This window comes from Caulobacter sp. FG7, from assembly GCF_057808875.1.
The window spans coordinates 75,261-100,215 of record NZ_JBMDIW010000021.1 but is presented as its reverse complement, the minus strand read 5'-3'; the positions used below and the strand labels follow the sequence as shown (position 1 = coordinate 100,215).

Below are 24,955 nucleotides of genomic sequence, written 5' to 3'. Positions count from 1 at the left end.
GGGGCCCGGGCCCTGGCCGTGGGCTCGCCGATCTTCTTCGCCGCCGAGATCGCGTCGGGGCGCCTGGTCCAGCCGTTCGAAATCGCGCCGCATTACGGCGGCGGCTACTGGCTGGTCTATCCGCAGGAGCGCCGGCGCGTGCGCAAGATCGCCGCCTTCCGCGACTGGATCCTTGAGGCCGTGGCCGCCGACCCGTCCATTGCCCGCTACACCGCGGCCGACGAACGGACCGACTGAGCCCTCAGCCCACCGACGCGGTCGCCACCGGCTGCGGCGCGCGCCTCAGCACCAGCCGCAGATCCAGCGCCTTGTGGGTCAGCACCAAGGCGTCGCTGTCGGCGAGGCGGTAGTCGAACACCAGCTCGGAATCCTCCAGCGACAGCTGGGTGTCGTTGACCAGGTAGGTTTCCGACGGATCCTCCTCGAAGGCCCCGCCCTTGCGACGCTCGACGGTGAGTTCCTCGTCGCCGAAGGTCAGGCGATCGCCGCGCTTGAGGTCGATCTGGCCGTCGCCCTCGATCCTGGCGATCGTCCAGGCCCCCACCAGGCCGGCGGGGCCCATCGCCGGCACCTCGCCGGCATGGCCCGACAGCAGGGCCGTGCGGGTCAGCAGCTGGCCGACCAGCTTGCGCTCGGGCGCCAGCTTGGGATCGGTCTCGGCGCGCAGCCGCTCGTCGAAGCGCCTGAGCGTCTGGTAGGCCCCCTCCTCGTCGCTGTCCTCGTGATAGAGGGTCGCGACCTTGTGCAGCGACTGGAACTCGTCGATCAGCAGGTGGCCCAGGCGCAGACCGGCCGAGGGCGACTGCGCCGGCGCGGCGACCGCCAGTTGCTGGGCGTGCCCCGCCCCGCCGCGATCGACATAGGTCAGGTCGACGTCCAGCAGCTTCTCACTCGCCGCCAGGGCCGGTTCGGGCAGGTAGGTCGCGCCCTCGGCCTTGGCCAGGCCGATCATCAGCCCGCCGCCCTCGGTGGACAGGAAGGCCGTCGGCACCGAGATCGACACGGCCCCGTCCTCGCCACGCTTGAGGCCGTCCTCGGGCACGCCGTAGACGCCGGTGATCCGGTAGCCGGGCCGCGCCTTGACGCTGAGGTTCAGGTCGTAGGCCAGCTCCGAGACCATGGTGTCGAGCTTGCCGGTGAACACCGCCTTGATGTCGCTCTGGTCGCGCAGGAAGAACAGGTTGCCGCCGCGAACACTGGAAATCTCGGTGGCCAGCGGCGCGTCGAACTGTTCGCCGACGCCGATGGTGGTCAGGCCGATCCCGCGCCCCGAGGCCTCCCTGGCCATGCCCATGAAGCTGTCGGCGTCGGTCGCCCCGACATTGGGCTGCTCGTCGGTGAACAGCATCACCCGCGTGACGCCCTTGAAGCCCGGCTGGCTGGCGAAGGCGGTGTCGTAGCCGACCCGCAGCCCCTCCTCCATGTTGGTCGAGCCTTCGCTCTGGATGGCGTCGATGGCCTTGCGGATCACCGCCTTGCCGCCGGCCACCGGCGTCGGCTCCAGGTGGCGGTGCGAGCGGTCGCCGTAGAGCACGATGCTGAACTGGTCGCCCGGGCGCAGCTGGTCGAGGATCTGGCGCAGGCTCTCGCGGACCTGGTCCAGCGGCTCGCCGTTCATGGAGCCCGACTTGTCGACCACGGCCACCAGGTTCAGCGGCTCGCGCTTCCAGGTCGCCGCGTCGATGCTGGAGTTGAAGCCCACGCCCACCAGGATCTTGTCGGCCGGCGACAGCGGCAGGTTGGCGCGCATGGCCTCGCCGGTGACGCACAGCACCCGCACGCAGGCCTCGCCGGGGATCTGCAGGTCGTAGCCGCCCATCAGTCCCTCGGGCGTCAGGGTGTCGGGCATCGGAATCTGGCCGGCCTCGGACTGGCCACGGAAGTGGTTGATGTCCTGGGCGCCGCCCTGGCGCACCCGCATGCCGGTGACGACGACCATCTCGTCGATGATGATCTCGTCGTCGGGCGGCGGCTGGACCTGGGACCAGGCTGGAGCCGAAACGAGCGCCAGCGCCAGGACGGAGGCGGCGGACCAAAGGCGACGCGACATCGAAACCTCCCGTTTTGATTGCAGGAAGGCTAACGCCGCGCGCTCAAGGAGAACAAGCGAAATTGCTAAGGTTCAGGCGGCCCGCTGGTAGTGTTCGCGCAGGTCCTGCGGAATGACCTGGTAGGTGGCGGGGGGCGTGATCCCCAGGGCCCGGCGGGCCTCGTCCAACGGCATGGCGAACAGGGCCGGATAGTCCACCTCGGGCAGCCAGGCGGCCTTGCGCCCGGCCCGCCAGGCCTCGCGCACGGCCTTGCTGTAGGGCTGACCGTCCTTGAGGCGGCGGAACTCCTGGGCCCCGGCGAAGGCGATCAGGGCGAAACCCAGGCTGCGGGTCTGGGCGTAGGAAAAGGCCACCACGCAGACCTCGCCCAGCGCGTCCGTGCCGTAGCCGGTCAGCACGTGCCAGACGTCGTGCACGTCGCGCAGGCGGCGGGCGTACCAGAGCAGCGGGTGAGCCGCGTCCATGTCGGCGTCGGCGACCTTGCGGCTTTCTTCGGCCAGGCCCTCGGCGGTGAGGCCGCGCGGGGCGATGAAGTCGCGGTAGGCCGCGCCCACCGTCCCCGGCTGGAACTGCGCCAGCCAGGCCTCGTCCGACAGCCAATCGGCGAACTCCTCGCGGCGATAGGCGATCGCCCCGCCTTGCGGCGTCTTCAACAGGCGGGCATAGCCGTTCGGGATCGCGCGGCCCGACAGGGCCCGCATGACCTCGAACACCTGGGCCGTGTCTTCCTTGTCGGCGATCAACCGACGGACGGCGCGAAACGCCCGCAAAGGCTGCAGACGGAAGCTCGCATCGCGGGCGCCCAGCGGAGGACGCGCGGAAGTAGCGTCAAGGACTTGCGCGGCTGTGCTCATCAGGCATGCTCCCGGCGTGGCGTCACTAAAGATGACACGCCGTCATTTTTAATCAAGAGCCGAACCGTCGTTCCGCCGGAGAGTTGCGCCGATGGGCAGTTTGAAGAAGCGATCGGTGAACCTGGCGGGCCACGCCACCTCGCTGGCCCTCGAGCCCGAGTTCTGGGCGGCGCTCGACCGTATCGCCAAGCAGGACGCCGTCAGCATCGCCGCCCTGATCCAGCGCATCGACGTGGGCCGCGGCGAGCGCCCGCTGGCCTCGGCGTGCCGGGTGTATGCCCTGCAGCGGGCGGGGGGCTGACCCGCCCCCCCCTCAGTCGCTCCGCGACAGCTCCCCCAGAGGGGGAGCATCTAACGCCAATTAGATCCTCCCCCTTTGGGGGAGGTGGCCGGGAGGGCCGGAGGGGGTTGCCCCTATCCCGGCCGCGGAACCGGCGACGGCAGCGGCTCGGGGTTGGGCGTCGGCATGGTCGGCGGCGCCAGGTTGGGCAGCCTCAGGTCGGCGATGTCGGGTCGAACGACCAGCAGGCCCGAACGCCAGACGGCGTAGACCAGCAGGGCGACAAGAACCAGAACCGCCAGCAGCGCGGCGCCGCTCCAGGCCCCTTCGTGATGGGGCCCTTCGTGATGATGTTCGTGATGGCGAGCCATGCCCGCCTCCTTTCGTCAGCCCGGCGACTTCGGCGCTTCGGGCAGCTTGGGCGCGTCCGGCAGCTTCGGCGCGGTCGCCGTGATGTCGACGTCGACCGACTTCTTCTGGGTGAAGCCGCCGGAGAACATCATGAAGGCCAGCACCGCGACGACGACCACCAGGGCGCCGACGATGAAGGCCAGGCCGCTGTTGCCCCCGCCCGATTTGGATTCTTCCACCATGTTCCTGCTCCTGCTTCGTCCCTGCCGATCAACGGGAGGGCCGCGGCCAGGGTTCCGCAAAGCCGCCTCCGGGGCTTAAGCCTGGGGAAGTTTGTGCTACATATGTTCCCATGTCTTCCGGTTACGACTCGACCGACCCGTTCGGCGACCTTCCCGCTCCGCGCATCTCCGACCTCGCCCGCCCCCAGGCTCCCGGCGGCGGCGGGCCTGCGCCCGACTATCTGAGCGGGCTCAACACCGAGCAGCACGAAGCCGTCGTCACCACCGAGGGCCCGGTCCTGGTGCTGGCCGGCGCCGGCACCGGCAAGACCCGCGTGCTGACCACGCGCCTGGCCCACATCCTCGCCACCGGCCGCGCCCGGCCGTGGGAGATCCTGGCGGTCACCTTCACCAACAAGGCCGCGCGCGAGATGCGCGAGCGGATCACCCACATCATCGGTCCGGAAGCCGAGGGCCTGCGGTGGCTGGGCACCTTCCACTCGGTGGCCGCCCAGATCCTGCGCCGCCACGCCGAACTGGTGGGGCTGAAGTCGAACTACACGATCATCGACACCGACGATAACGAGCGCCTGCTCAAGCAGTTGATCGAAGCGGCCAACATCGACGCCAAGCGCTGGACGCCGCGCATCCTGTCGGGCCTGATCGACGCCTGGAAGAACCGCGGATGGACGCCCGACAAGGTGCCGCCGTCAGAAGCCGGCGAGTTCGCGGGCGGCAAGGGCATCAGCCTCTATCACCAGTACCAGGAGCGCCTGCGCATCCTGAACGCCTGCGATTTCGGCGACTTGCTGCTGCACAACATCACCATCTTCACCGGCAATCCGGACGTGCTGGCCGACTTCCAGCGGCGCTTCCAGTACGTGATGGTCGACGAGTACCAGGACACCAACGTCGCCCAGTACCTGTGGCTGCGCCTGCTGGCCCAGGGCCGCCAGAACGTCTGCTGCGTGGGCGACGACGACCAGTCGATCTACGGCTGGCGCGGGGCGGAGGTCGACAACATCCTGCGCTTCGAGCGCGATTTCCCCGGCGCCAAGGTGGTGCGGCTGGAGCGCAACTATCGCTCGACCGAGCACATCCTGGCCGCCGCCTCGACCCTGATCACCGCCAACAAGGGCCGCCTGGGCAAGACCCTGTGGACCGAGGAAACCGGCGGCGAGAAGGTCAAGGTTTCGGGCGTCTGGGATGGCGAGGCCGAAAGCCGGATGGTCGCCGACGAGATCGAGAAGGCCAAGCGGGCCGGCCGTCGCTACAACCAGATGGCCATTCTCGTCCGCGCGTCCTTCCAGATGCGCGCCTTCGAAGAACGCTTCGTGATGCTGCAGATCCCCTACAAGGTGGTCGGCGGCCCGCGCTTCTTCGAGCGGGCGGAAATCCGCGACGCCCACGCCTATCTGCGCCTGATCCAGTCGCCCGACGACGACCTGGCCTTCGAGCGCATCGTCAACACGCCCAAGCGCGGCATCGGCGACACCTCGGTGCAGAAGCTGCTGCAGATCGCCCGCCTCGAGGGGATCTCCACCGTCGAGGCGGCGCGGGTGATTATCGGCAGCGACGACCTGCCGGCCCGCACCCGCACCGCGCTGAGCAACTTCATCCGCGATCTCGACCGCTGGCGCGCCCAGATCGGAAGCATGCACCACCAGCGGGTGCTGGAGATGGTGCTGGAGGAAAGCGGCTACACCGACGCCCTGCGCCTGGACAAAGGCCCGCAGAGCCAGACGCGTCTGGAAAACCTCAAGGAACTGGTCCAGTCGATGGGCCAGTTCGACAGCCTGGAGGCCTATCTGGAGCACGTGTCGCTGGTCATGGACCTCGACCGCGAGGCCACCGGCGACGCCGTCTGGATCATGACCCTGCACTCGGCCAAGGGCCTGGAGTTCCCGCTGGTGTTCCTGCCCGGCTGGGAGGAAGGCGTGTTCCCCAGCCAACGCAGCATGGACGACAAGGGCGAGAAGGGCCTCGAGGAAGAGCGGCGGCTGGCCTATGTGGGCATCACCCGCGCCCGCGAGGAGGCCCGCATCAGCTTCGTGGCCAACCGGCAGGTCTATGGCCGCTGGACCAGCCAGCTGCCCAGCCGCTTCGTCGACGAACTGCCGCTGGAGCACGTCGATGCGGGATCGGAGACCGGCTATTACGGCGGCGGTCCGGGCATGCAGCAGACGGTCTCCTCACGCTGGGACGATCCGGGCGTCAGCGCCTTCCAGAGCGGCAGCTACGACAGCCCCGGCTGGAAGCGGGCGCAGGACCGGGTGCAGCAGACCGCGCGCGGCTTCGCCGAAAAGGGCGGCGGCCACGCGGCCTGGCGCGGCGGCGGCTCGGCCGCGCGGTCCAAGCCGATCGAGGGCGAAGGCCGGCTGGTGGCCGTCTCGGCGCCCACCAACAGCGCCTACAGCCGCGGCGACCGGGTGTTCCACGTCAAGTTCGGCTACGGCCAGGTAGCCTCGATCGAGGGCAACAAGCTGACCGTCAACTTCGACAAGGCCGGCGAGAAGAAGGTCATCGACAGCTTCGTCGAGAAGGCCTGATGGCGACGGGGGCAAAGCGCGGGATCAATCCCGACAGCCCCTTGGCCCGGCTGATCGCCGGACCCATGCGGCCCGGCCGCCTGGTCTGGATCGGCCTGCGCCCGGCCCGTCGGGCAGCCCCGGTGTCGGTCGAGCGCGCGCAGATCACGGTCGAGGCCGGCCTCGTGGGCGACCACTATGCCGGCCGTCCCGGCGGCCCGCGCCAGGTGACCCTGATCCAGGCCGAGGACCTCGCCGCCATCGCCGGCTTTCTTGGCCGCGACGAACCCGCCTCCCCCTTCGACCTGCGTCGCAATCTTGTGGTGGCGGGGATCAACCTTCTGGGCCTGTCGGACAAACGCTTCCGGGTCGGCGGCGCGTTGCTGGAAGCCACCGGCGGCTGCCACCCATGCAGCCGCATGAACGACATCCTCGGCCAGGGCGGCTACAACGCCGTGCGCGGCCGCGGCGGCCTCACCGCCCGGGTCATCGAGGGCGGCGAGGTCGCGGTGGGGGATGCGGTGGCGGTGGAGGGTTAGGCTGCCGCCGGCGCGGGCTGGGGCTTGGCCTTGGCGGTCGCCTTCTTCCGCCGCTTGGGCAGGCCTGACGGATTGCCCCAGAAGGTCACCACCGCCAGCGTGCCCAGCAAGGTCAGGGCCAGGCCCGACACCGTCATGACCAGCCGGTAGGCCAATCCGCCGACCTTGGCCGCGTGCAGCGGGAAGTCCGCGTTGGTGATACGCGAGCCCAGCGGCATGCCTTGCGCGTCGCGGGCGGCGACCATCTTGCCGGTGGCAGGGTCGAACCAGGCCATGGTCCGGCCGTTGGGCAGCCACTCGGCCTGCTGGCGCAGCCGGATCGCGACTAGGCCGCCGGTCTTGGCCGGCAAGCCGATGGTGCGCACCTCCGCGCCCGGGAAGCGGGACTGGGCCTGGCCGATCACCTTGGCCCAGTCGAGGTCGGCGGCCAGCTTGCCGCCCTTGACCTTCGGCGCGGCCGAGGCCTTTTCCATGACCGCGGGCGAGGAGAACGGCGCGCGCAGGACCTGAGAGAACCATTTCAGGTTCATGGTCGCACCCGTCGTCAGCGACAGGATCAGCAGCGGCGCCACCAGCACCCCAAGGTCGCGATGGTGGTGGACGATGGCCGCCCGCTTCATCATCCGCGGCCAGGCGCGCAGGTGGAACATCCGCCGGGTCGGCCACCACAGGATCAGGCCGGTGACCACGAAGGCCAGGCCCGCCAGACCGGCGATCCCGCCGACGATATCGCCCACGTCGCCGGCGAACAGGTGGTGGTGCAGGTCGAACAGCCAGATCTCGGGCCGGGCCCAGTTGCTGGTCCAGGCCTGGACTATGGCGCCGTCCTGGTCGGCATAGGCGCCCTTCTGCGTCTCGCCGGGATAGGACAGCTTGTGCAGCCCCTTACGCTCGGTCGCCAGCACGATCGAGCGCGGACGTTCCTGCGCGGCGAAGATCCGCGTCGCGGCGGCCGCCAGGGTGGCCGTATCCTGCCGCTGGGCGTCGGCGGCATGGGGCACGGTGGCGCGCAGGAAGGCGTCCTCGTGCACCAGCAGCGCGCCGGTCAGCCCCAGCACCGCCAGCAGAAGGCCGATCAGACCGCCCGACCAGCGGTGCAGGAGCCGCAGGATCTTCATCAGAAGCGCGCCGTCCAGCCGAGCGTCGCAGTGCGACCGCGGCCGGCGTAGAACTTGTCCTTGGCCGGAGCGACGGTATCGGAGTTGTAGGTGATGTATTGCTTGTTCAACAGGTTCAGCACGCCCAGCGACAGGTCGCCCACCGGCAGCTGATAGCGGACGAAGGCGTCGGTCAGGGTGTAGCCCTCGAAGTCGTCCTTCACCAAGGCGTTGCTCATGTTGCGCTGCAGATAGGCCCGCACCTGCAGGCGCAGGGCCCATTTGCCAGTGGCGTAATCGGCCGCCAGGTTGATGCGGTCGGGCGAGATGTTGGCGCCGTCGAGATCGGTGTCGAGGCTGCCGTCGCCGTTGGCGTCGGTCTGGCCACGCAGGCGGGCGTAGCCGGCCGACAGGTCCAGCCCCTCGACCGAAGTCCGGGTCTTCACATTGACCTCGAGACCTTCGATGGCGACCTTCTGGCGCTGCACGTCGAAGATGCCGCCGGAGTTCTTGACCAGCAGTTGGCCCAGCTTCGACGACGACCAGAAATAGGCGATGCTGGCGTCGATCGGGCCGCGCTTCCACTCGCCGCCGATCTCGCGGTTGTTCGACACGATCGGCTCGATGCTGAGATAGGTGTCGACGTCGACGTTGGCGACATTGATCGACCGCAGGATCCGGCCCACGTCCGGCACGGTATAGCCCTCGGCGTAGCTGGCGTAGAGGCGCAGGCCGTCGGTCGGCTCCAGCACCACCCCGCCGTTGGCCAGGGTGGCCTTGAAGTCGGGATTGCCGCCGGCGACCTTGCGCGAACCGTAGGAAGCCAGGGTCTCGAAGTCGTCGACCTTCAGCTCGACGTTCTCGAAGCGCACGCCGCCGGCCAGGCGCAGCTTGCCGTCCAGCAGGGCGTAGTTGCCCTGGATGAACGGCGCGAGGCTCTGGAATTTGGTCGGCGGCACCCAGGCGCGGCCAGTGGCGATCAGCATCTGTTCGGTGCGGTCGCTCATGGCGTCGAGGCCGACCGTGGCGGTGAGGTTCTCGATGCCCGGCACCGAGCGCTCGTAGTTCATCCGCGCGCCCAGCTTGCGCGAGCGGTTCGTCGACTGGTCGAACAGCGTGCCCACTGGCGCGATGCGCACGTCCTGGAAGGTGGCGCTGATGTCACCGCCGAAGGTGTCGCGCGAGCGGTTATAGAAGACCTGTGCGGTGAAATCGCCACCCAGCAGGTCGCTGTCGCTCAGTTGCGCCGACACGGTCTCGACGCGATTTGCCGCCGGCACGCCGGGCACGTCGCCATGGATCGAGGTAGTCGGCAGGCGCCTGGCGCGGTTGCCGTCGGTGACCGCGGGCGCCGTGCCGGTGATCGTCACGTAGTCGCCGTCGCCCTTCAGCTCGAAGCGGTTGGCGACGACATCGAGGCGGACGGTCTCATTCAGCTGCCAGCCGAAGCGGCCGAAGAACGACAGGGCCTTGGAATCCTGGACGTCGCCCTGGGTGTTGTCCATGCCGATGCGGCGGCCGTCAGCGTCATAGAAGGCGCCGCGCTTTTCCCAGGCGACGCCGGCGGTGGCGTCGAAAGCGCCCTGCCGCCAGGCGACCAGGCCGCCGACCTTGGCCCCGATGCTGTCGCCCATGTCGTGGCCGATGGTGGTCTGGGTCAGGACCTTGCCCGAGACGCCGTCGCGCTTGGGCGGGCCGACCGTCACCTGGTTGACGACGCCGCCGGTGGCGCCGATGCCCTGCAGGGCGTTCGAGCCGTAGATCAGCTCGACGCGGTCGATGAAGAACGGATCGATGGTGTAGCCGTCGCGCGAACCGTCACGGATCGGGGTCGACTGCGGGATGCCGTTGATGGCGAACAGGGGCGAGCGGCCACGCAGGCTCTCGCCCGAGCCCGACAGCTTCTCGCGGGTCGGCGAGAACGAGGCCGACAGGTTGGAGATGGCGTCGACCACCGAGCCGCTGACGGCCAGCTGCTGGTCCAGCGCCTGGCTGTCGATCACGTCCACCGTCAGCGGCAGGGCCGTGACCGGAAGCTTGGTGCGGGCGGCGGTGACGACCACGCGCTCGACGTCGTCGGCCTGGCCCTGAGGAGCCTGGGCGTGAGCGGCGGCGCCCGTCGAGAGCGCCGCCAGGCTGAGCGTCGAGAACAGGGCGCGCCGAGCGGCGGCGCGCGAGAAACGGAGTCGCATGACCATCCCCAGAAAAGAGACGGCGGCTATAGGCGCAACTGCGACTGAGTTTCAATCCTGAAATCTGTCCGACAGGCGATCAGCCGCCCTGCTGCATGGCGGCCATGTCCATGAACATCAACTCCCAGACGTGGCCGTCGGGGTCCTGGAAGCTGGCGCCGTACATCGGACCCATGTCCATGATCGGCTTCCAGGCCTTGCCTCCGTTGGCCAGGGCCCTGGCCAGCAAGTCGTCGACCTCTTCCCGGCTTTCCGCCGAAAGGCAGGTCAGCACCTCGGTGGCGGCATGGGCGTCGCCGATCTCGCCGGTGATGAACTGGCGGAACTTGTCGTGGGTCAGCAGCATCACGAAGATCGTCTCGGACACCACCACGCAGGCGGCGGTCTCGTCGCTGAACTGCGGATTGATCGAGAAGCCCAGGGCCTCGAAGAAGGCCTTGGAACGGTCGAGGTCGGCGACCGGCAGGTTGACGAAGATCATGCGCATGATGGCGGCTCCCTAGTGTGATTGTCGGGCCAAGGACGCTGACCGCGACCTCGTCCCGACACCCTGTCCGAACTTTTTGTCGGACTTTCCGTCAGGCCTTCACGCGGGCCGGGTTGCCGACCGCCGTGGCGCCGGCCGGCACGTCGCGAGTGACCACCGCGCCGGCCCCGATCACCGCGCCGTCGCCGATGGTGACGCCCGGCACGATGATCGCCCCGCCGCCGATCCAGACGTCCTTGCCGATGACCACCGGCCGGCCGAATTCCAGCCCGGTCTTGCGGGTTTCTGGGTCGCGAGGATGATCGGCGGCGAAGATCTTCACGTGCGGGCCGATCATCGTGCGGTCGCCGATGGTCACGGCCACCACGTCCAGGATCACGCAGCCGAAGTTCATGAACACCCCGTCGCCCAGGGTGATGTTGTAGCCGTAGTCGCAGTGGAACGGCGCGCGGATGTTGGCGCCCTTGCCGACACTGGCGAACCGCTCGGCCAGCAGCGCCTGGCGCTGGGCGATGGTCTGGCCCGGAGCGTTGTAGCGCTCCATCCAGGCCAGGGCCTGCTCCTGGTCGGCGACGATCTCGGCGTCCATCGGATCATAGAGGTCGCCGGCCAGCATGCGCTCTTTGTGGGTGCGATTGTCGGTCAAGCCGGTCTCCGTGGGCAACAAGAGCCCCGGGATTGGACCCGGGGGCGCCTGCAAACAATGAAAATGTCACGCTTGGGCCGGCCGTTCAGGTCGCCGGCATGAGCCGCATCCACAAGGACGCCGACGCCGGCGAGGCCAATTCCATCGAATTCCGTTACGCCAGCCTACCGCAAGGCCATACTATAAACGGTGACGGGATGCTCTATATAGCTCGGCGACTGACACGGAACGCCGCCCCCCCCACCTCGGGCGGCCTGGAGCCGATCATGAGCACCGCCGCCCTATCATCCCCCAACGACACCGGCGCCTCGCCCGCCCTGGGCCGGGGCCTGACCTTCGCCATGGCCGCCGCCGCCGGCCTGGCCGTGGCCAACATCTATTACAACCAGCCGATGCTGGGCCTGATCGAGCACGACCTGCCCGGTCCGCTGACGGCCTTCGTGCCGACCGCGACACAGCTGGGCTACGCCGCCGGCCTGTTCCTGCTGACGCCGCTGGGCGACCGCATGGAGCGCAAGAGCCTGATCGTCGGCCAGTTCCTGGTGCTGGCTATCGCCCTGGTCGCCGCCGCCCTGGCCCCCAGCACCGGCCTCCTGCTGCTGGCTTCGCTGCTGGTTGGGGCCGGAGCGACGGTGGCTCAGCAGATCGTGCCCTTCGCCGCCCACCTCTCGGCCCCCGAGAAGCGCGGAGCGACGGTCGGCACGGTGATGTCGGGCCTGCTGTGCGGCATCCTGCTGTCGCGCACCCTGGCCGGCTTCGTCGCCACCCACGGCGGCTGGCGGGCGATGTTCTGGCTGGGCGCGCCGATCGCCCTGGCCGCGGCCGCTCTGATGGCGCTGGCCCTGCCGCGCAGCAAGCCCGACACCGACCTTTCCTATACCGAGCTGCTGGCCTCGCTGGGCAAGCTGTGGCGCGAGTTCCCTGAGCTGCGCCTGGCCGCCCTGACCCAGGCCAGCCTGTTCGCCGCCTTCACCGCCTTCTGGACCATCCTGGCCCTGCAGTTGCAGCAGCGCTTCTCGCTGGGCGCTGACGTCGCCGGCCTGTTCGGGGTCGTCGGGGTGGTCGGCGTGCTGGCCGCCCCGGTCGCGGGCCGCATCGCCGACAAGCGCGGTCCGCACCTGACCATCGCGCTGGGCGCGGTGCTGACCCTGGCCTCGTGGATCCTGTTCGGAACCTGGATCTCGATCGCCGGCATGCTCGTCGGCGTGGTGCTGCTGGACTTCGCGGTGCAGGGCTCGCTGGTCTCGAACCAGCACCTGGTCTACGCCCTGCGGCCGCAGGCCCGGGCGCGCCTCAACACCCTGTTCATGGGCGGCATGTTCCTCGGCGGCGCGGCCGGTTCGGCCGCCGCCGCGGCGGCCTGGAACCTGGGCGGCTGGAGCAGCGTGGCCCTGATGGGCGCAGGCCTGGCGGCCATCGCCACCGTGCTGCAGGTGGCGAGCCTGAAGCGGCGGCGCTGAGGCCGCCTCCCCTACTTCGTCATCCCGGAAACGGCGCAGCCGTTATCCGGGCCCCAGGGGGACTGGCTCGACGGATCACAACTCACCATCGCGGTAGCCGACCCATTGCGGCGACACCTGGATCCCGGCTCTACGCGCTACGCGCTTCGGCCGGGATGACGGTGAAAAGGCGCCTCACTCGGTCGAGTGCTCGACCGCCAGCGCCAGGTCGAGCGCCCGGGCGGCCTCTTGCCCCGTCACCACCGGACGCGGGGCCTCGCCGCGGACGGCCTTCAGGAAACCGGCGACGCTCTGGCCCAGCGGATCCTTGCCGGCCGGGGTCTCGGTGAAGTCCTCGATCAGCGGGAACGGCGTGGTGTTGCGGAAGGTGCGGGCCAGGAAGTCGATCTCGACCTCGCCGGAAGGATAGACGAGCTTCATGGTCCGCTCGCGGGCCTGCGCCACGCGCGAGCTGTCGAACACGGCCGTGAAGCCGTTCGCGAAAGTGGCTTCGACCTTCACCCAGTCCAGGCCGTAGCCGCGATCGGCCTCACCCTCGCCTTCCACGGCCACCGGGTCGGCGGCGCACAGCGCCAGGGCCAGGTCGATGTCGTGGATCATCAGGTCCAGCACCACCGAAACGTCGAGATTGCGATCCGACGGCGTGCCGCGTCGCACCGCTTCCAGGCGCGTGGGCTGTTCGGGAATGTCGAGCAGGCCCATGGCCTGGAACACCACCCGCTCCTGGTGGCCGCAGGCCAGCGGCACGCCGGCCTTGGCCGCAGCGGCGATCAGGGCGTCGGCGTCCTCGGGCGAAACGGCCAGCGGCTTTTCCGAATAGACCGGCTTGCCGGCCTTCAGCGCCGCCAGGGCGGCCTTGGCGTGGTGCACGGCGGGGGTGGCGACGGTGACGACGTCGACCGCGGCCAGGAAGGCGTCCATGTCGTCATAGGCCTTGGCGCCCAGCGGCCCGGCCAGGGCCTGGGCGCGCGACAGATCGATGTCGAACACCGCCACGAGCTCGACGCCCGGCAGTTCGACATACTTCTTGGCGTGATAGCCGCCGAACACGCCGGCGCCGACGACACCCGCTTTCAGAACTTGGACTTGCGCTTCTTGGGTCATGGGCCCGTCTCTAGCCGCTTCGGCGCCTTGCGAAAAGCTTTGGCGGCCGGCGCGCGCCAGGGCTAAACATTCGTTTGAACGAGAACATAAAGGGAGGTCGCCATGACCACGTCGCGTGAGATCCGCCTCAAGAGCCGCCCCGTCGGGGTGCCGGCCGCCGACAACTTCGAACTGGCCAGCGTCGAGTTGCCGCCGCCCGGCGACGGCGAGATCCAGGTCAGGAACCTCTGGATGTCGGTCGACCCCTACATGCGCGGCCGCATGACCGACCGGAAGAGCTACGTGCCGCCGTTCGAACTGGGCAAGGCGCTGCAGGGCGGCGCCGTCGGCGAGGTCACCGCCTCCAACGATCCTGACTTCAAGGTCGGCGACATCGTCAGCTCGATGTTCGGCTGGCGCGAGGCCTACAACGCCAATCCCAAGGCGCTGGCCGCCGCCGGGCCGATGGGCGGTATCATGAAGCTCTCCACCCACGGCATGCCGCCCCAGGCGTTCCTGGGCGTGGCCGGTATGCCCGGCATGACCGCCTATGCCGGCCTGTTGCGCGTGGCCGCCCTGAAGGAGGGCGACATCGTCTTCGTCTCGGCCGCCGCCGGAGCGGTGGGCTCGGTCGTCTGCCAGATCGCCAAGATCAAGGGCCACACCGTCATCGGCTCGGCCGGCGGCCCCGAGAAGGTCGCTTTCCTCAAGGAGATCGGCGTCGACCACGTGATCGACTACAAGGCCACCCCCGACGTGAGCGCCGAACTGGCCAAGGTCGCCCCCAAGGGCATCGACGTCTATTTCGAGAATGTCGGCGGCGTGCACCTGGAGGCCGCGTTGAACGCGGCCCGGCCGTTCGGCCGCTTCGCCCTGTGCGGAATGATCTCGCAATACAACGAGACCGGCCGCCCGACCGGCCCGGCCAACATCATCCAGGCGGTGGGCAAGAGCCTGCGACTGGAGGGCTTCATCGTCTCCAACCACTACGACCTGTTCCCGGCCTTCGTCCGCGACATGGCCGACTGGATCAATTCCGGGAAGCTGACCTGGAAGGAGACCGTGGTCGAAGGCGTCGACCGCGCCCCCGAGGCCTTCATCAAGCTGTTCTCGGGCGAGAACCTCGGGAAGATGCTGGTGAAGCTGTAAAGATAGGGGGAGAGACCCCCTCAGTCGCTCCGCGACAGCTCCCCCAGAGGGGGAGGATCTATTCCGCGTAAATCCTCCCCCGCTGGGGGAGGTGGCCCGGAGGGCCGGAGGGGGGACGTTTTCAGCTGCCGCCGTGTCGGCAGTCACTTCCCCCTCAGTCGCTTCGCGACAGCTCCCCCTTCAGGGGGAGCATCTTTCTACCGCCCCCGCATCTCCGTCAGTTCCCAGCCTTCGCCGACGGCGACCTTGCGGAACTTGAAGGTCACGCGGGCGCCGGGCTTAAGCGGGGCCTCGGCCAGGACGTCGCCATAGGCCTGGAAGACGGTGCGGCCGGCAGCCAGCGGGGCGGCGCTCGCGCCGTCGTGATCGAGCGTGAGCACCTGGCCTTCGACGCTGGCGATCACGCCCTGAGTCTCATGCTGCGGCGCCGTCGAGATCGGCGGCGCGGGCTGGGCGGCGGGCGATTTCGAGCCCTCGCTCTTCCCGCCCGGACCGCAGCCGACCAGGCCCGCAACCGCGAGAAATGCCAAAACCGTCTTGAATTTCATAATCTTGACCTGTCTCCGGCGGGCTCCCCGCAGCCCATCTTTGCGCATTTGCACAGATTTTTCATCGCACCTGCGAAATGGATCACATTTTCGATAGCGATTTCGTGATCAAAGTTTTACCCTAGGTGCGTCGGCGGTTTTCCTCCGCCGGACTTCGCTCAACGCCAGACCCCTTGCTGAACGCGACCGATCCCTAGCGGACCGGAGGCGTCCCGTGAAGGCGTTCGGCGCGAAATCGAAGCTCTGCATTTCGTCCGACCACGGTCGGATCACCGAGACGGACCCGATGACCGAACGCGGCGCCTTCTTCGACCTGGCCACCTCCTCCCCGGTGGCCTTCGAAACCGTGATCGCCCCGCGCGATCGGGTCGAGATCCCGACCGAAGCTCCCCTGGCCATGCCGGTGCAGCCGCTTGGCTTCTGGCAGGGCGCGGCGCGCGCCGTGCGCGGCCCCGGATCGGAAACGGTCATGCGCCGCTGGGTGATCTTCATCGCCACGGCGATCATGGGCGCGGCCGGCTGGAAGGCCACGTTCGACACCGTTGCGCTCGGCGGCGTCACCCGCTTGGAAGCCGTCTGCCTGACGCTGCTGGCCCCGCTGTTCCTGGCCCTGGCCCTGTGGTTCGTCACCGCCGTCGCCGGATTCGTGGTGCTGCTGCGCACGCCGAAGGATCCGCTGGGCATCGACAGCTCAAAGCCCATGCCCAAGCCGCGCGCCCGCACGGCGATCCTGATGCCCGTCTACAACGAGGACGCCCAGGCGGTGTTCGCCCGCCTGCGGGCCATGGACGCCTCGATCGCCGAGACCGGCAACAGCCGCGCCTTCGACATCTTCATCATCTCCGACACCCGCGACGCCGCCGTGGCGCTGGCCGAACAGGCCTGCTTCGCCCGCTTCCGCCGCGAGGCCTCCAGCCACGTCTTCTATCGCCGCCGCGCCGACAACACCGGTCGCAAGGCCGGCAACGTCGCCGACTGGGTCGCCCGCTGGGGCGGCGACTACGAGCACATGCTGGTGCTCGACGCCGACAGCCTGATGACCGGCGACGCCATGGTGCGCCTGGCCGACGCCATGGAGCGTCACCCTGGCGTGGGTCTGATCCAGACCATGCCGACCATCATCAACGGCCAGACGATCTTCGCCCGCACCCTGCAGTTCGCCACCAAGCTCTACGGCCGCGTGGCCTGGACGGGTCTGGCCTGGTGGTCGGGTTCGGAAAGCTCGTTCTGGGGCCACAACGCCATCATCCGCACCAAGGCCTTCGCACAGACCTGCGGCCTGCCCTCGCTGGCCGGTCCCAAGCCCTTCGGCGGCGAGGTGATGAGCCACGACGCCCTGGAAAGCGCCCTGCTGCGCCGCGGCGGCTGGGCCGTGCACCTGGCCCCCTACCTGGAAGGCTCGTACGAAGAGAGCCCCTCCAACCTGCTCGACTTCGCCACCCGCGACCGCCGCTGGTGCCGGGGCAACGTCCAGCACGTGCCGCTGATCGGCCTGCCGGGCCTGCACTGGATGAGCCGCCTGCACCTCGTCATCGGCGTGCTCAGCTACGCCCTGTCGCCGATCTGGTTCGTCGCCCTGTCGGCCGGCGTCATCTCGCGGGCCCTGATGCCCGAGGTGAAGAAGGCCGCCTTCACGATGGCCGACCTGCAGGCCGCCGCCCACGCCCTGATCGACTGGCGCGAGATCCAGGCCACCGCCTGGGCGATGATCATCACCTTCGTGCTGCTGTTCGGCCCCAAGATCATGGGCGCCGCCCTGATCTTCATGCGCAAGCACGAGCTGAAGGGCTTCGGCGGCCGTCGCCGCGTGGTGGCCGGCCTGGGCGTCGAGATGCTGCTCTCGGCCCTGGTCGCCCCGATGCTGATGTTCACCCAGACCCGCGCCGTGGTCGAGATCCTGGCCGGCCGCGTCGGCGGCTGGAGCGCCCAGCGCCGCGACGCCGACAAGGTCGCCTTCAAGGAAGCCTGCGCGGCCATGGGCTGGATCAGCGCCACGGGCCTGATCCTGGCCGGCCTGTTCTGGTTCACGCCGGACCTGCTGACCGCCACGGCCCCGATCCTGGCCGGCCTGATCCTGGCCGTGCCGCTGACCATGCTGGGCGCCAGCAAGGCCGCGGGCCTGGCGATCAAGGCCAACGGCCTGTTCATGACCCCCGACGAGCGTACGCCGCCAGCCATCGTCCGCGCCGCCCTCGGCCCGGTCTGCGAGCCGCCGGTCCGCTGGAACGTCGGCAAGACCAAGGCCCCCGCCCTGGCGCCCGCCGAACAGACCGCGGCCTGATCGCCCGATCATCACCCCTCGAAGAACCCCGCCCCTTCCCGGGCGGGGTTTTTTGTTGGCCGTCGATAAGGGTGGCGCAGAAACACCTACTCAAGCTTCGCAACGGCTGGCGGCTCGCCCTTTGGGGGAGTAGAAGCGCGCTTCGTTTGGATTTGACGGAGCCTCCGCCGTGTCGCGGCTTTTCAGCGCCTATGTGATCGTCGACTGGAGCGCGGCGGCCAAGCCGACCACCGGGGCCGACTCCGTATGGATCGGCGTGCTCAAGCGCGACGTGCGCTTCCGCCTGACCTTCGAGAGCTACAATCCGGCCACCCGCAACGAGGCCGAGGCCAAGCTGGCCGTGATCCTCGACGACCTGAAGAAGCGCGGCGAGCGCGCGCTGGTCGGCTTCGACTTCCCGCTGGGCTTCCCGCGCGGCTTCTCCCAGGCCCTGAACCTGCCGGGCGAGACGCCCTGGCGCGCGGTCTGGGACCAGCTGAACAAGATGGTCAAGGACAAGGCCGACAACACCAACAACCGCTTCGGCGTGGGCTCGGAGATCAACCGCCGCCTGACCGGCGGGCCTTTCCCGTTCTGGGGCTGCCCGCCCAAGGACGCCCTGACCACGCTGCAGCCCAAGCGGACCCGCGAGCATGGCCCGGACGATCTGCCGGAGTTCCGCCATGCCGATGTCGCCGCCAAAGGCGCGCACTCGATCTGGAAGCTCTATTACAACGGTTCGGTCGGCGGCCAGGCGATCATGGGCATCCCGGCGGTGCGCCGCCTGAAGGACGCCCGCGGCGAGGCCGTGCGGATCTGGCCATTCGAGACCGGCTTCAAGACCCTGGCCGAGGCCGATCTCGACGGCGTCGAGGCCGTGGTCGCCGAGGTCTATCCGTCGCTGATAAAGGCCGTCCCCGGCCCCGGCGAGATCAAGGACCTGGCCCAGGTGCGCGGCCTGGCCGAACACTTCGCCAAGCTCGACGAGGCCGGCAAGCTGGCCGCCCAGTTCGGGCCGGGCAAGGACGCGCCGGCCGAGCTGGTCGAGGACGTGCAAACCCAGGAAGGCTGGATCCTGGGGGCCTAGCCGCTTCGCGTCACCCCCTCCGGCCCTCCGGGCCACCTCCCCCAGAGGGGGGAGGATTTGCGAGCACGAGATGCTCCCCCTCTGGGGGAGCTGTCGGCAAAGCCGACTGAGGGGGTCCTACCCCCGCCGATCCAGCATCCGATACCGCCCCAGCAGCATCGCCGCCGCCGCGAAGCTGGTGACGATCACCGACCAGACGATGCCGTCCAGGCCCATCTTCATCGGCAGGGCCAGCCACCAGGCCAGCGGACCCATGATCAGGGCGTAGGCGACCATGTGGGTGCCGGCGGGGATCCAGACCTCGCCACGGGCCCGCAGGGCCTGGGCGCAGACCACCTGCACGGCGTCGGGCACGAGGAACAGGCAGGTCAGCACCAGCGCCGGGGCGATCAGGGCGATGGCGGCTGGATCGACGGTATAGGCGCCGGCCACCAGGTGACGCAGCGGATAGAGCAGCAGCGCCACGACCAGGGCGAAGACCGCCGTGACCGCGAACGAGATCCAGCCCGCCCGGCTCATGCCCGCCGGATCGCGCGCGCCATGGGCGCGAGCCACCTGCACGGCGGTGGCCGTCGCCAGGCCCAGCGGGACCATGAAGATCACCCCGGCCACGTTCAGCACCACGGCCCAGGCCGCGACGTTCAGCCCGCCCAGCCAGCCGGCCACCAGGCTCATGCCGGCGAAGGCCGAGACCTCGAACAGGTTGGAGCTGCCCGCGCCGTAGCCGACCCGACGCTGCTCCTTCTCGGCGGCACGGTCGCGGACGGGCTTGTCGAACACGCCCATGGCCCGGGCGTCCTTCAGGCGCCAGATCACCACCGCCAGCATGACGGTGAAGGCCGTGCGGGCGACGAAGGTGGCCCAGGCCGCGCCCACGGCGCCCAGGGCGGGGAGACCCATGACGCCGGGCACCAGCAGCAGGTTGACGGCCAGGTTGATCAGGTTGGCGATCCACATGTTGACCGTCACCAGGCCCGGCCGTCCCAGCCCCTCGAGCCAGAAGCTCAAGGCCACGCTCAGCGCATAGGGGGTCAGCGACAGCGAGAACACGATCAGCGGCGCGGTCGCCCCGTCCGCCAGGGCCTTCTCGATGCCCACGTGATGCAGCAGCGGCGGCGCGGCGACCGCCAGCAGGGCCGAACCGGCCAGGCCCAGCCAGAAGGCGTAGACCACGCCCCGCCGCAGCACCGCGCCGGCCTCCTGAGGCTTGCCCGCCCCCATGGCGCGCGAGCCCATCACCTGGGTCCCGACCAGCAGGCCGACGGTCACGGTGACGAACACCGAGGTCGGAGCCCAGGCCATGGCGTGGAAGCCCAGTTGCTGGGCCGAGAAGTGGCCCACGACGATGGCGTCGGTCAGGCCCATGACCATGATGCCCAGGCGCGACAGCACCACCGGCCCGGCCAGGCGCAGCAGTTCGATCAGGTCTGTGACGATGACGCCGCGCGGCTTCCCGGAAGCCGGCGCGGCCGCGGGACGCGACATGGTGTGGGCCTTTCGAAACGGGGCCGGAAGGTGGCTGATGCCCACCGATTGGGCAAGAGGCGCCTCACCCCCTCCGGCCCTTCGGGCCACCTCCCCCAGAAGGGGAGGATCTGAAGCGCCAAGATGCTCCCCCTCCGGGGGAGCTGTCGCGGAGCGACTGAGGGGGCCCTATTCCGCGTAGAGCCTCAACGCCTGCAGGCACATTTCCAGGCCCGTCAGGTCGTGCAGCGGTTCGGGCGTGACGATGACGAAGAGCCGCCTCGCCTCGGCCCACAGCATCACGCTCTCGGGCAGGCCCAGATCCTCGACCACACAGCCGTTCTCGTCGCGCCAGGCCCCGTCCTCGCCGTGCTCAGCGCCGACCAGCACGCCCACGCGGTCGACATATTCGGCCAGGCTTTCGTCCTCGACGTTGAGATAGGCGAAGACCGGCTTGCCCAGGCCCGCCAGCACCCCAGCCTCGAAGGCCACGCCCGTGTCGCAGGACGGCCCGCGCCAGGGGGTCAGGTTGACGATCGCCGCATCGACCTGACGCAATTGGGCCATGCGGTCCATGTAGAGTTCGCGGGCCTGGATTTCGGAACTGAAATCGTCGCCCGGCGCGGCCTGCCCGCCCGAGAACGGCGTGAAGCCCGCGTCCAGGCACAGGGCCTTGCGGCGCAGGTCTTGAGCTTGGGCGTCAGGGAGCCAGGCTTCGGGGCCGGCCAGCCAAAGGGAACGGACAGGTCGCATCCGGCCTTAGAGCGGACGACCGGGTCGCCCTGTCAACCGTCTTGGAGCCAGAACCCGTCCCCGATGACCGCCCTCTCCCGCCGCTCCGCCCTGGCCCTGGGCGCCGCCGCCCTGACCATGCCGGGCCTGGCGGCCGCCGCTTCCGCCCAGACCTTCCTCGCCTACGAGCGCCGCCTGCGCGAGCAGATGGCCGCGCGCCGGGGCGATTACGACGCCGATTTCGAGCGCGAATTGCTCGATCAGGGCGACGCTTTCCGGGAAGCCCGGGGCCTGTCGCCCCTGCGCTTCGATCCCGGCCTGGCCCTGGCCGCCCGCGCCCACGCCGCCGACATCGCCCGCAGCCAGATCTACGACCACATGACCCGCGAGGGCTTCGGCCCCGCCGCTCGCGTGGGTCTCCTGGCCCGCGACCTCGTCGGCGCCCCGGCCGAGAACATCGCCATGCGCCGCAACGCCGCCGGCCAGGTGCGTCCCGACCAGATCATGGGCCAGTGGAAGACCAGCCCCGGCCACCGCGCCAACCTGCTGGCGCCGGGCTTCACCCACGTGGCCTACGCCGCCCTCCGCGAAGGCCCGCAGGTGATCGCCGTGGGCGTCTATGCCGAGGTCTCCGCGCGCCTGGCCGTTCCTGCCCCGCTTCGGGCCCAGAGCGTCGAGGCCATCGCCGCGGCCCTGTCGCGCGCCAGTCCGCGCATCGACCAGTTCTCGCTGTCCGAACCCGGCGGCGACGTCCTGACCCAGACCTATGTAGAACGCCCGCAGCCGGTCAGCATCCCGCCCGGCGCCTGGCAATTGCGCCCGCATCTGTCGAGCGGGACGCACAAGTACCAAGTCGCCTGGGGCCCGGTGTTCGTGCTGGGATGACGCCCAGAACGAAAAACGGCGGGCCCTTGCGAGCCCGCCGTCGTCCGTTCCGCCCTGAGGCGAAAGCTTAGTTCTTGGTGACGTCCACCAGCTTGTTCTTGGCGATCCACGGCATCATGCCGCGCAGGCGCGCGCCGACTTCCTCGATCTGGTGCTCGGAAGCGCGACGGCGGGTCGCCTTGAAGGACGGCTGGCCGACGGCGTTTTCCAGCATGAAGTCACGGACGAACTTGCCCGACTGGATGTCTTCCAGAACGCGCTTCATCTCGGCCTTGGTCTCGGCGGTCACGACGCGCGGGCCGGTGACGTACTCGCCGTACTCGGCGGTGTTCGAGATCGAGTAGTTCATGTTGGCGATGCCGCCTTCGTAGATCAGGTCCACGATCAGCTTCAGCTCGTGCAGGCACTCGAAGTAGGCCATTTCCGGCGCGTAGCCGGCCTCGACCAGCACTTCGAAGCCGGCGCGGATCAGCTCGACCGTGCCGCCGCAGAGGACGGCCTGCTCGCCGAACAGGTCGGTTTCGCATTCCTCGCGGAAGTTGGTCTCGATGATGCCCGAGCGGCCGCCGCCAATGGCCGAGGCGTAGGCCAGGCCGAGGTCCAGCGCGTTGCCGGTGGCGTTGTGGTGCACCGCGATCAGGCAGGGCACGCCGCCGCCCTTCTGGTATTCGCCGCGGACCGTGTGGCCCGGGCCCTTCGGGGCGACCATCAGCACGTCGATGGTGTCCTTCGGCTCGATCAGGCCGAAGTGGACGTTCAGACCGTGGGCGAACAGCAGGGCCGCGCCGTCACGGATGTTGGGGGCGATGTCGTTCTTGTAGATCGCGGCCTGATGCTCGTCCGGCGCCAGGATCATGATCAGGTCGGCCCAGGCGGCGGCTTCGGCCACCGACATGACCTTCAGGCCTTCGGCTTCGGCCTTCTTGGCCGAGGGCGAGCCCGGACGCAGGGCGACGGCCACGTTCGGCACGCCGCTGTCACGAAGGTTGAGGGCGTGAGCGTGGCCCTGGCTGCCATAGCCTACGATGGCGATCTTCCGGTCCAGGATGCGGGCGAGGTCGGCGTCGCGGTCGTAGTAGACGCGCATGATTTCTTCTCCAGGACTGGTCAATCTGCCCGCCTCACGCAATCTGAAAGCGGGAAAGGCGGGCGTTTGAGCGTTTTTTTGCCGCCTCGTCAAGGCGGGGGGCGCCCCGAGCGACGTTCGGCGACGCTTAAATACCGCGAGTGAGGCGAAAAAGCCCTCCCAAAGGCATGTCGCCGGCCCCGAAAACGAAAAGGCCGCGCCTCGGTCAGGAGACGCGGCCTTTTGTCCGGAGCGGTCGCCCGCCTACCAGAAGAGGTCGTAGTAGACGCTCAGCACCTGGCCAGACCAGACGTCCACCAGGACGGCGTCGCCGCCGACCCGCACCCATTCGCAGCCGATCGGCGGCATGGGCAGGCCGTAGCGGAACCAGTCGAGGTAGTAGGAGCTGCCGTACCAGCCGCCCGGCAGGTAGTCGCCGAAGCTCCAGCGGTTCACGTACCAGCCGCGCGGATAGCGATAGGCCGGGGCGCGATAGCGCTGGGGCGCGCGGTAGCTGGGCCGCCAGCGGCGCTGGTCGTACTGGGGCCGGCCGTTGTCGCGGTCGCGCCAGCGCTGGTCGCCGGGACGCGCGCCGGGACGATCCCGGTCGCGATCGCCGCCCTGCCAGCCGCCGCCGGGACGGCCGCGGTCGGGACCCCGATCGCCACGGTCGCCCTGCCAGCCGCCGTTCGGACGGTCGGGACGCTCGCCGCCGGGACGGTTGGGACGATCATTGCGGTCGGGGCCGCGATCGCCGCGATCCTGACCGCCCTGCCAGCCGCCGCTGGGGCGGTCGGGCCTGTCGCCACGATCGGGACGGTCGCCACGATCCGGACGCTCGCCGCGATCGGGACGGGCGCCGCCCGGATTGCGGTCCTGGCCGCCTTGCCAGCCGCCGCCGGTCGGACGGTCGGGGCGATCGCCCCTGCCCTGCCAGCCGCCGCGATCTCCACGATCGCCGCGGTCGGCCTGCAGAGCCGAAGGCGCTTGCGGCGCCGGACGGGCCTCGGGGGCGCGCGGCGCCTGGGGAGCGGAATCGTTCACGCGGCCGCCGCCGCCGCGCCAGCCGCCTTCCTGGCGGTCGCCACGGTCGGCGCGTGGGCCACGATCCGGACGGTCGCCGCGATCACCGCGGTCGCCGCGCTCGTTCTGCTGCATCGCCAGGACCGTCGCGGCGGAGCCGGCCTGGGCCGCCGCGCCGCCCGTCAGCGACAGGATCATCGCGACGGTGATCAGACGTTTCATCTCTTGCTCCAAGGGGCCTTGCGCCGGCCCGTAGCTCATCCCTTGATCACAGTGTCGCGCTTGGCGCATGAACCGCAATTGAACGAAACCCGCAGGAGAAGGCCATGGCCGCCCGACCGCAGGACATCCTCGGCTTCTGGACCGAAGCTGGCCCCAAGAAGTGGTTCGAGAAGAACTGGGCGTTCGACGAGGCCATCCGCCTGAAGTACGAGCCCACCCATCATGCGGCCGCCCGCGGCGACTACGACGCCTGGGTCGAGACCGCCGAGGGCTCGCTGGCGCTGATCATCGTGCTCGACCAGTTCCCCCGCAATCTCTACCGCCGCAGCGGCCATGCCTTCGCCACCGACGGCAAGGCCCGCGCCGTGGCCCGCGCCGCCATCGCCAAGGGTCACGACACCGCCGTCGCCCCCGAGCTGCGCTATTTCTTCTACCTGCCGTTCGAGCACTCCGAATCCCTGGCCGACCAGGAGCTGTGCATCGAGCTGTGCGCCGGCATGCAGGCCGACACCGGCGACGAGGACGCGATGAAGTGGGCCATCATCCATCGTGACATCATCGCCCGGTTCGGCCGTTTCCCGCACCGCAACATAGCGTTGGGCCGTGAAACCACTCCGGCCGAGCAGGCCTTTCTCGACGAAGGCGGGTTCGCCGGCTAGGCGAGCTTGGCTTGCGTGCAATCGATACTGTAGTGTCCGCCCGAAATTCGAAGGGGCCTGGAGGGCGCTGT

The 24,955-nt window shown here is 69.4% G+C and carries 24 protein-coding genes; 10 read left to right on the top strand and 14 right to left on the bottom strand.

Going from position 1 to position 24,955, the window contains the following annotated elements:
- On the top strand, positions 1–237 hold a 237-nt coding region (locus ACODR1_RS17500; protein WP_488881596.1), incomplete at its 5' end, for a LysR substrate-binding domain-containing protein.
- Between the two features lie 4 nt (positions 238–241).
- Here ACODR1_RS17500 and ACODR1_RS17495 read toward each other — a convergent pair.
- Together ACODR1_RS17495 and ACODR1_RS17490 are read right to left on the bottom strand one after the other, a co-directional pair.
- Positions 242–2,050: a vWA domain-containing protein gene (locus ACODR1_RS17495; RefSeq protein ID WP_488881595.1), complete on the bottom strand. Its 1,809-nt coding sequence runs from the start codon at positions 2,048–2,050 to the stop codon at positions 242–244.
- Between the two features lie 72 nt (positions 2,051–2,122).
- Positions 2,123–2,905, bottom strand: coding sequence for a Coq4 family protein (locus tag ACODR1_RS17490; protein ID WP_488881594.1), 783 nt, complete (start codon positions 2,903–2,905; stop codon positions 2,123–2,125).
- Positions 2,906–2,996: 91 nt separating this feature from the next.
- Here ACODR1_RS17490 and ACODR1_RS17485 point away from each other — a divergent pair, with 91 nt between their 5' ends.
- Positions 2,997–3,206 carry a ribbon-helix-helix domain-containing protein gene (locus ACODR1_RS17485; RefSeq protein WP_101716539.1) on the top strand — a complete coding sequence of 70 codons (210 nt, stop codon included), beginning with the start codon at positions 2,997–2,999 and terminating at the stop codon, positions 3,204–3,206.
- 113 nt (positions 3,207–3,319) lie between these two features.
- Here ACODR1_RS17485 and ACODR1_RS17480 read toward each other — a convergent pair whose 3' ends face one another.
- Entirely contained in the window at positions 3,320–3,556 is a 237-nt protein-coding gene (locus tag ACODR1_RS17480; RefSeq protein WP_488881593.1) for a hypothetical protein, read from the bottom strand.
- 15 nt (positions 3,557–3,571) lie between these two features.
- Positions 3,572–3,778: a hypothetical protein gene (locus ACODR1_RS17475; protein ID WP_488881592.1), complete on the bottom strand. Its 207-nt coding sequence runs from the start codon at positions 3,776–3,778 to the stop codon at positions 3,572–3,574.
- A 110-nt stretch (positions 3,779–3,888) separates the two neighbouring features.
- Here ACODR1_RS17475 and ACODR1_RS17470 point away from each other — a divergent pair, with 110 nt between their 5' ends.
- On the top strand, positions 3,889–6,306 hold the full coding sequence (locus ACODR1_RS17470) for a DUF3553 domain-containing protein (RefSeq protein ID WP_488881591.1): 2,418 nt from the start codon (positions 3,889–3,891) through the stop codon (positions 6,304–6,306).
- A complete protein-coding gene (locus tag ACODR1_RS17465; protein ID WP_488881590.1) occupies positions 6,306–6,824 on the top strand; it encodes an MOSC domain-containing protein in 519 nt (172 codons plus the stop codon). The genes ACODR1_RS17470 and ACODR1_RS17465 overlap by 1 nt, the downstream gene beginning before the upstream one ends.
- Here the strand turns inward: ACODR1_RS17465 and ACODR1_RS17460 are convergent.
- The 4 genes from ACODR1_RS17460 to ACODR1_RS17445 form a co-directional block, all read right to left on the bottom strand.
- On the bottom strand, positions 6,821–7,942 hold the full coding sequence (locus ACODR1_RS17460) for a PepSY-associated TM helix domain-containing protein (protein ID WP_488881589.1): 1,122 nt from the start codon (positions 7,940–7,942) through the stop codon (positions 6,821–6,823). The two genes, ACODR1_RS17465 and ACODR1_RS17460, sit on opposite strands and share 4 nt — an antisense overlap.
- Positions 7,942–10,113 carry a TonB-dependent receptor gene (locus ACODR1_RS17455; RefSeq protein ID WP_488881588.1) on the bottom strand — a complete coding sequence of 724 codons (2,172 nt, stop codon included), beginning with the start codon at positions 10,111–10,113 and terminating at the stop codon, positions 7,942–7,944. Before ACODR1_RS17455 ends, ACODR1_RS17460 begins: the two co-directional genes overlap by 1 nt.
- 79 nt (positions 10,114–10,192) lie before the next feature.
- A complete protein-coding gene (locus ACODR1_RS17450; protein WP_488881587.1) occupies positions 10,193–10,600 on the bottom strand; it encodes a VOC family protein in 408 nt (135 codons plus the stop codon).
- Positions 10,601–10,691: 91 nt separating this feature from the next.
- Complete coding sequence (locus ACODR1_RS17445) at positions 10,692–11,246, bottom strand: sugar O-acetyltransferase (protein ID WP_488881586.1); 555 nt, start codon at positions 11,244–11,246, stop codon at positions 10,692–10,694.
- Positions 11,247–11,344: 98 nt separating this feature from the next.
- Between ACODR1_RS17445 and ACODR1_RS17440 the strand changes: the two genes are divergently transcribed.
- Positions 11,345–12,706 (top strand): MFS transporter, encoded by a 1,362-nt coding sequence (locus ACODR1_RS17440; protein WP_488881585.1) that lies wholly within the window; start codon positions 11,345–11,347, stop codon positions 12,704–12,706.
- Positions 12,707–12,880: 174 nt separating this feature from the next.
- Here the strand turns inward: ACODR1_RS17440 and ACODR1_RS17435 are convergent, their stop codons facing one another.
- The gene (locus ACODR1_RS17435; protein ID WP_488881584.1) at positions 12,881–13,810 is read right to left on the bottom strand and encodes a Gfo/Idh/MocA family protein; all 930 of its coding nucleotides are present in this window, start codon (positions 13,808–13,810) and stop codon (positions 12,881–12,883) included.
- A 102-nt stretch (positions 13,811–13,912) separates the two neighbouring features.
- Between ACODR1_RS17435 and ACODR1_RS17430 the strand changes: the two genes are divergently transcribed.
- A complete protein-coding gene (locus ACODR1_RS17430; RefSeq protein ID WP_488881583.1) occupies positions 13,913–14,938 on the top strand; it encodes an NADP-dependent oxidoreductase in 1,026 nt (341 codons plus the stop codon).
- A 197-nt stretch (positions 14,939–15,135) separates the two neighbouring features.
- Here ACODR1_RS17430 and ACODR1_RS17425 read toward each other — a convergent pair whose 3' ends face one another.
- Complete coding sequence (locus ACODR1_RS17425) at positions 15,136–15,468, bottom strand: copper-binding protein (protein WP_488881582.1); 333 nt, start codon at positions 15,466–15,468, stop codon at positions 15,136–15,138.
- A gap of 304 nt (positions 15,469–15,772) precedes the next feature.
- Here ACODR1_RS17425 and mdoH point away from each other — a divergent pair, with 304 nt between their 5' ends.
- Together mdoH and ACODR1_RS17415 are read left to right on the top strand one after the other, a co-directional pair.
- Entirely contained in the window at positions 15,773–17,767 is a 1,995-nt protein-coding gene (gene mdoH, locus ACODR1_RS17420; protein ID WP_488881581.1) for a glucans biosynthesis glucosyltransferase MdoH, read from the top strand.
- A gap of 169 nt (positions 17,768–17,936) precedes the next feature.
- Entirely contained in the window at positions 17,937–18,833 is an 897-nt protein-coding gene (locus ACODR1_RS17415) for a cobalamin biosynthesis protein CbiG (RefSeq protein ID WP_488881580.1), read from the top strand.
- 117 nt (positions 18,834–18,950) lie between these two features.
- Here ACODR1_RS17415 and ACODR1_RS17410 read toward each other — a convergent pair whose 3' ends face one another.
- The gene (locus ACODR1_RS17410) at positions 18,951–20,318 is read right to left on the bottom strand and encodes an MATE family efflux transporter (RefSeq protein WP_488881579.1); all 1,368 of its coding nucleotides are present in this window, start codon (positions 20,316–20,318) and stop codon (positions 18,951–18,953) included.
- A 168-nt stretch (positions 20,319–20,486) separates the two neighbouring features.
- Entirely contained in the window at positions 20,487–21,050 is a 564-nt protein-coding gene (locus ACODR1_RS17405) for a nucleoside 2-deoxyribosyltransferase (RefSeq protein WP_488881578.1), read from the bottom strand.
- A 63-nt stretch (positions 21,051–21,113) separates the two neighbouring features.
- Between ACODR1_RS17405 and ACODR1_RS17400 the strand changes: the two genes are divergently transcribed.
- Positions 21,114–21,914 (top strand): CAP domain-containing protein, encoded by an 801-nt coding sequence (locus tag ACODR1_RS17400; protein WP_488881577.1) that lies wholly within the window; start codon positions 21,114–21,116, stop codon positions 21,912–21,914.
- A 67-nt stretch (positions 21,915–21,981) separates the two neighbouring features.
- Here the strand turns inward: ACODR1_RS17400 and ilvC are convergent, their stop codons facing one another.
- Positions 21,982–23,001: a ketol-acid reductoisomerase gene (ilvC, locus tag ACODR1_RS17395; RefSeq protein WP_116487528.1), complete on the bottom strand. Its 1,020-nt coding sequence runs from the start codon at positions 22,999–23,001 to the stop codon at positions 21,982–21,984.
- A gap of 243 nt (positions 23,002–23,244) precedes the next feature.
- On the bottom strand, positions 23,245–24,225 hold the full coding sequence (locus ACODR1_RS17390; RefSeq protein ID WP_488881576.1) for an RcnB family protein: 981 nt from the start codon (positions 24,223–24,225) through the stop codon (positions 23,245–23,247).
- Positions 24,226–24,329: 104 nt separating this feature from the next.
- Between ACODR1_RS17390 and ACODR1_RS17385 the strand changes: the two genes are divergently transcribed.
- Positions 24,330–24,884 (top strand): DUF924 family protein, encoded by a 555-nt coding sequence (locus ACODR1_RS17385; RefSeq protein WP_488881575.1) that lies wholly within the window; start codon positions 24,330–24,332, stop codon positions 24,882–24,884.
- The last annotated feature ends 71 nt before the right edge of the window (positions 24,885–24,955 follow it).